We start from the raw sequence: 6202 nt of genomic DNA, 5'->3' as shown, positions 1-6202 counted from the left end.
ACCCTTCCTCGGACCAATCCGCCTCGAACTACCAGGTTTTTGCGGGTGTCCAGCTTACGCTCGGCCTTCGCCCCCGCTCGATAGATGAAAATGACTAGCGAAAATGTGATGTTTAAGCGCCAGTCGCCACTCGAACCTGGTAAAGGCTACGGTGATCGCGTTCGCAAACGCGGTGTTCATGCATCTCTCTGCGTCGCGCATCGCTGACGCCCCTCCTCGAATCCACGCCAATGCGCAAATTTCCGGATCGATTCATTTGACCGATATTCGACGAAATGACCAAGGCTGATCATAAGCCATTGATATATGGTGACCCCTACGGCCACCGAATTATTGCGGCAAGGTATTGTTATTATCGTAGTATTTTCTTTCTTAACATTGTTCGTACCATCACAAATGCCAACTGCCCAATGAGATTGTGTGGACCTGATTGATGCTTCTCGGAACTGGTAAAGAGGGTTGGTAGCAACTGACGGTTGATTATTTGGGCATTCTACTGCGCCTTGATAAACCACAGGGGAAAAATCGAGCGATGCCCCACCGCCTCTTCTCCGCCATCGCTCTCGTTGCTACCCTTATTTTTTGGCCATAATTAATGGGTCTTGGAACGCCTCGGCACGAAATATGCGGGGATTGCAGCCGAACCGTCCCCTGAAGCGGCGAGCGAAATGGCTCGTGTCGTTAAAGCCGGTCTGATAGGCGATTTCGGTGATCGACAAGGCGCGATACCGGGCATCCCGCAGATAGCGCGCCGCGTACATCAGCCGAAATTCGATCAGTTCCCGGCCGAAGGTTGAGCCAGCGGCGGCGAACAACCCGTGCAGGTGACGTTTCGAGATGCCAATGTCCCGGGCAAGTTTACCAGGATCGAGATCAGGCTCATGGCTGCGCTCATGGAGGAGCGCCCGGATACGCCGCAGCATCGCGTGATGCTGTGATTTCAGCGCATCGCCCTGCGTTGCCGTCATCAGCCCGAGCAGCGCGCCGATCTGGTCTGCAAGTACCTCTCGCGGCAGCGCGATGTCATCCAGCCCAGCCTCGTCGATCGTGCAAAACATAGCGGCCAGCGGGCGACCCCAAGCCTGCCGGACTGCCGACGACAGGCCGGAAAAGCTCTCAAGGCTCGGCAACCACCGGCCGACCCAGTCGGCGCTCACATGCGCAGTCAGGGCAACGCTCTTTTCCGGACAGATGAATTCATAGGGTTCGGCATTGCGCAGCAGGGCGAAATCACTCTCTGCAATGAATTCGTCGCCGGTCCTGTAGCGCACAAGCATGGTGCCCTGCTTCATGAAGACCAGTTCGTAGCTCGCGCTACCGCCGCGCGACACCATGGCTAGCGTGCGTCGGATATGCTGAGGCGTTGCGGTGATGAAGTTGAGTTCGAGCGCGCCGAGGCCGAATTGTCGCCATGAAGCGCAATAGGATTCCGGTTGTTCGCTGCCGACATCCATCTCGGTCATGTGCCGGGAGACAATGTCCGTCCAGCCCGACATCCTTGATTGCGCCTCGAACGCTTCCGTCGTCCAGCAGCGGTCAGGCGCAGTTTCCCTGACATTGCCCATTTGTCCTGCTCCTCTCTCTTGCGGACACTCAAGCCCTGCCTTCCAACCGAAATTAGATGCTGCGGCCCGATATCGCAACAGCGGCCGCCATTTGCTCCGGAGCCCTGCACTCTCAGAACGAATTCCATGCACTGGCAGCCGCGCGGCGGAACGCCATGTGGACCAGATAGACCGCTGGCACCAAGCAGGCACGCTCAAGACCGTCGCTAGGGGAGAGACCAAGACATGTTGACCAGACGCCGGTTCGTGCAAGGGTCGGCTTTCGCGGCAGGGCTCGGCCTTGTCGGTCAGAATGCCCTTTGGGCTGCGACGGATATGGCAACCATGCCGCCGGGTCTTACAGGGACGGCCTTCCAGGAGGCGCTGCGCGCCATGCGCTCCGTTGTCGGCGCCCGCTATGTCTTTGCCGACGAGACAGGCCTCCTGGGCTATCACGATCATTTCGCCATGAAGCCGATCGAGGCGCACATGCCCTCGGCCGCGGTGGCGCCGCGTACGGTGGAAGAAATACAGGCGCTTCTCAAGATCGCGCGGGACCATAGCGTCCCGGTCTGGACGATCTCTACCGGCCGGAATTTCGGATATGGCGGGCCCGCGCCCCGGATGCCCGGCACTCTGGTGCTGGACCTCAAGCGGATGAACCGCATCATCGAGGTCAATGAGCGCCATGCCTATGCCGTGGTGGAGCCGGGCGTCTCCTACAGGGATCTTTATCGCCATCTCCAGATGACGGACTCGAAGCTGTGGATCGACTGCGCGGCGCCGGGCTGGGGTGGCGTCGTGGGCAATCTGCTCGATCGCGGCGTCGGGTACACGCCCATGGGCGAGCATTTCCTGCAACAGCAATGCGGCATGCAACTGGTGTTGTCGGATGGGACGGTCGTCGATACCGGCATGGGTGGCCAGCCCGGGCGGAGCGCCGAACATACCTATCGCTATGGGCACGGCCCCTGGTTGGACGGCCTCTTCACCCAGTCGAACTTCGGCGTGGTTACAAGGCTGGGCGTCCAGCTCATGCCCGAGCCGCCCGGCTATCGCCCCTACATGGTCACCTTCCCGGACGAGGCGGCCATCGAGCCGCTCACCGAGGCGATCCGCCCGCTCAAGCTCGCGCAGATCATTCCCAACGCGGCAACCAGCACCGAGTTGATCTGGGAAGCCGCAGTCGAGGTCCGCAAGGACCAGTATCATGACGGCGCCGGCCCCCTGCCGGACAGCGCCCGCAAGAAGCTCATGGCCGATCTCGGCATTGGTGCCTGGAACTTCTACGGGGCGCTTTACGGCCCTGAGGCGGTCATGGACGCGACATGGCCGGTCATTCAGGATGCGCTCGGTTCGATCAAAGGCGCGCGTTTTTATTCGGCTGACGACAAGAAGGGCAGCGCTGCCTTTGCCTACCGTGCCAAGTTGATGCGCGGCATTCCGAACATGACCGAGTTCGGCACGGTCGCCTGGATACCTAATGCCGCTCATGTTGGCTTCGGCCCGGTCGTTCCTGTCGATGGCAGGCTCGCGCTGCGGCAATATAATCGCGTGCGCGAACTCTCGACCCGCGCGGGTTTCGATTATTTCGGCGAGTTCGTCGTCGGCTGGCGCGACATGCATCATATCTTCATGCCGGCCTTTCGGCGCGACGATGAGGCAGAGAAAGAGCGCATGCTCGACCTGTTGGAGGCACTGATCGACGATGCCGCCGCCGACCATTTCGGCGTCTACCGGACGCATCTCGATCTCATGGACAAGGTCGCCTCCACCTTCTCATGGAATGACCATGCGCTGGGCCGCCTCAACGCCAGGCTCAAGGCAGGGCTTGATCCGGCGGGCATTCTCGCTCCCGGCAAGAGCGGCATCTGGCCCGAACGCTATCGGGAGGCAGGCAAGTGATGCGCGGTTTCATCCCCTGTGCAGCGCTGATCCTGCTCAGCCTCGCCGGCTGCAAGGCTGGCAAGGACGAAAAAGTCGCGATTGCCGATACCCGGCCGAAAACTGGCAAGGAGCTCTACGAGCACTGGTGCGCGGCCTGCCATGATGCCGGGCCAGGCCACCCCGGAACGCTGCGCATGGCGGGCGATTTCGGGGACAATCGATCCGTGCTGATCGGGCTGGAAGGCGTCGACAAGGATCTTGTCAAATATGCCGTCCGCAACGGCTTCAACATGATGCCGCCGTTTCGACCCACCGAGATTTCCGATGAAGAACTCGAACTGCTGGCGGCGCATGTCGCGGGAGGCAAGCCATGAGCAATTTCTCGATCGACGCCATTGGCCGGATCGTCGGCGATGCGAACGTCGATGCGCCCGGATCGGATGCGCTGCGGCAGATCGTGACGCGCCATGGCAACATCGCGGGTGCACGCGCTAACATCGTAGCGCTCGCGCGCCCGGGCAATGGCGATGAGCTTGCCGCCCTCGTAAAACAGGCGCGGCAGGACGGGCTCGCCCTCTTGACCCTCTATAATGCTTCAAGTGTGGGGGCCTCGCTCGGCGGTGACGGTGACTGTCTGGTGCTCGATCTCTCGCGCATGAACCGCATATTGGAGGTTAATCTCGACTATGCCTTCGCGCGCGTCGAGGCCGGTGCGAGCTTCGCGGATCTCGCGAGTCATCTTGCCAAGCATGACCTGCCGCTGATGGTCGATGCCGAGCGCGACCCGAACGCCTCCATCGCGGGCAGCGTCTTCTCGAAGGGCATGGGCTTCACGCCTTATGCCGATCACGCTCTGGTTCAGTGTGGCGGCGAGTTCGTCCTGCCCGATGGCGCGCTGGTGGGCACGGGCATGGGCGCGATGCCGGAAAGCCGGACCTGGAACGTCTACAAGTTCGCGCTCGGACCGTTTTCGGACGGGCTGGCGATTCAGTCGGGCGGCATGATCCCCACGCAGATCGGCATCTGGCTGATGGGAAAGCCGCCGGCGATCCAGCCCTTTGCCTTCGACCTGAAGGATGATGACGCGCTGGCGGCTGCGATCGAGTTTCTACGCCCGCTCAAGCTTTCCAACACGCTGGCGGGCACGATCGCGATCACGCACAACCCGTTCGACGCAGCGCGCGGGTCCATCGCGGCGGATCGTGGCGAGTGGCGGCTGTTCGGCGCTCATTATGGCCTCCCTGCCACGGTCGCGCTGATCGCGTCGATGGTCGATGGCGGCCTGGGCCAGATTGCGGGCTGCCGCAAGCTGGATCCCGCAGCGCTGGGCAATGATCCCGCCTGGCGCGAGCAGATTGCCCTGATGAGCGGCGCACCTGGTCCCGGCGCTCCCCACTTCGGATCGCGTAACGGCAGTGCTGCGGCACGGATGACCTTCGTCGCGCCTATTGAGGGTGACGCGGCCATCTCCATGATGAAGACGGCCAGTGCCGCGCTTGATGTTCACAAGCTGCCGCTGCTTGTCGAATTGTCGCTATGTGGTCGCTCGCTCTTTCAGGCGTTATATCTGCCTTACGAGCCCGGCCCCGTAGCGGGCATCTCGACGGTGGCCGCCTGCGCATCGCAGCTCATTACGGACATGGGCAAAGCAGGGTTTGGCCTTGTCTCCGAAACTCTCGAATTGAGCCGACTCGCGGCTTCGACGCTCGGAAGCAGTCCGCTTGGGCAACTTCAGGCGCGGGTGCATGAAGCCATCAAATAAAAACAAAATTAGGCCGTGAACTCATAAGCGAATGACCGTGATTGGTGGCGCGGCCCCTCAGCGCCGGTAAATCTGCTCCAACCAGTAATCGTTCATCCAATCGGCATACCCGAGTAGCTCACCTTGTCGTCGCTCCTGTTCGAAAGTCCATGGGTCTTCGCTCAAGACGAGATCAAGCATCGCTTGTATGCGCCATTCCTCGCCGGGAAGGGCATAAAGAATATGATGACAGATCCCCCAAGCGGCATCTGACAAATGATCGCGTCGAACGATACGTCGGGCTTCGACATGGCTGTCAAACAGGCGCAGATACGCCCGTCGCATTGCTCCCGGCTCAGGTGATAATCGGGTTCTTGGCTTTTGGACTGATCGCATTGCTGTATCTCGTTACCGAGGAACTGCTCGTTGAAGCGCACGAGCAGCCAGACAGCCCCTTGATCACCGCCATGTCCTTCGTGGGCTTGCTCGCTCTATTGATGATCGAAGAAAGCCTCGGCTGATCCGCCACGTTGTCGTGGCGAAGGGTTTCATTCACTGCCACCCGAATCGCCGAGGCATTCACGCGGGCGCGCTCGGAACACCAACTCAAGTCGCGGCAGGTTTCGTCCAAAGTGCCCGAGGCGCGTTTTTTTGCGGTGGGGCGATATTATCGGCCTGCTACCTAGAGAGCTACCTAGCAGCAAAGGCTCCGCGGAAATCTCGAAGTGCGTGGTCATTAGTATATTGATTTCACTAGATAATTTGTTGGACGCACTAGGGCTCGAACCTAGGACTCGCTGATTAAGAGTCAGCTGCTTGACGGCAGCTTTAGCCGATTTCTCCCCGAAAGAGGGCGGTCAACAATCGGCCCACTTTCTGCCGATCTGTGATGCCAGTCAGGCAAACGATGTATGTCGGCTCCAGACAGGAGCTGCCATCCGATCTATCAATTTGGAACGGCAGCACTGTCCCAACGCACGAACCCGCTCCGCGGGAGAGTCGCTTGGGGTGCCGTAGCGTAGTATTGTTC

Annotated in this window: 5 protein-coding genes and 1 pseudogene; 4 read left to right on the top strand and 2 right to left on the bottom strand. The window is 60.5% G+C overall.

The window, feature by feature from the left end; all coding sequences use genetic code 11:
* Positions 1-575: 575 nt before the first annotated feature.
* The gene (locus tag AX703_RS10260) at positions 576-1565 is read right to left on the bottom strand and encodes a helix-turn-helix domain-containing protein (RefSeq protein ID WP_062343902.1); all 990 of its coding nucleotides are present in this window, start codon (positions 1563-1565) and stop codon (positions 576-578) included.
* Between the two features lie 225 nt (positions 1566-1790).
* Between AX703_RS10260 and AX703_RS10255 the strand changes: the two genes are divergently transcribed.
* The 3 genes from AX703_RS10255 to AX703_RS10245 are packed head-to-tail and all read left to right on the top strand — an operon-like array spanning position 1791 to position 5193.
* Positions 1791-3449, top strand: a complete 1659-nt coding sequence (locus AX703_RS10255) for an FAD-binding oxidoreductase (protein ID WP_231735482.1) — start codon at positions 1791-1793, stop codon at positions 3447-3449.
* The gene (locus AX703_RS10250) at positions 3449-3805 is read left to right on the top strand and encodes a cytochrome c (RefSeq protein WP_062343901.1); all 357 of its coding nucleotides are present in this window, start codon (positions 3449-3451) and stop codon (positions 3803-3805) included. The genes AX703_RS10255 and AX703_RS10250 overlap by 1 nt, the downstream gene beginning before the upstream one ends.
* Positions 3802-5193, top strand: a complete 1392-nt coding sequence (locus AX703_RS10245; protein WP_062343900.1) for an FAD-dependent oxidoreductase — start codon at positions 3802-3804, stop codon at positions 5191-5193. The genes AX703_RS10250 and AX703_RS10245 overlap by 4 nt, the downstream gene beginning before the upstream one ends.
* Positions 5194-5250: 57 nt before the next feature.
* Here the strand turns inward: AX703_RS10245 and AX703_RS10240 are convergent, their stop codons facing one another.
* Complete coding sequence (locus AX703_RS10240; RefSeq protein ID WP_231735481.1) at positions 5251-5517, bottom strand: hypothetical protein; 267 nt, start codon at positions 5515-5517, stop codon at positions 5251-5253.
* Between AX703_RS10240 and AX703_RS26565 the strand changes: the two are divergent.
* Positions 5499-5693 (top strand): annotated as a pseudogene (locus AX703_RS26565) (transporter); the annotation flags it as partial. The gene AX703_RS10240 and the pseudogene AX703_RS26565 overlap by 19 nt on opposite strands.
* Positions 5694-6202: the final 509 nt, after the last annotated feature.

The sequence above is a fragment of the Novosphingobium sp. CCH12-A3 genome (genome assembly GCF_001556015.1).
Classification (GTDB): domain Bacteria; phylum Pseudomonadota; class Alphaproteobacteria; order Sphingomonadales; family Sphingomonadaceae; genus Novosphingobium; species Novosphingobium subterraneum.
This window is presented reverse-complemented; position numbering and strand designations above follow the sequence as displayed.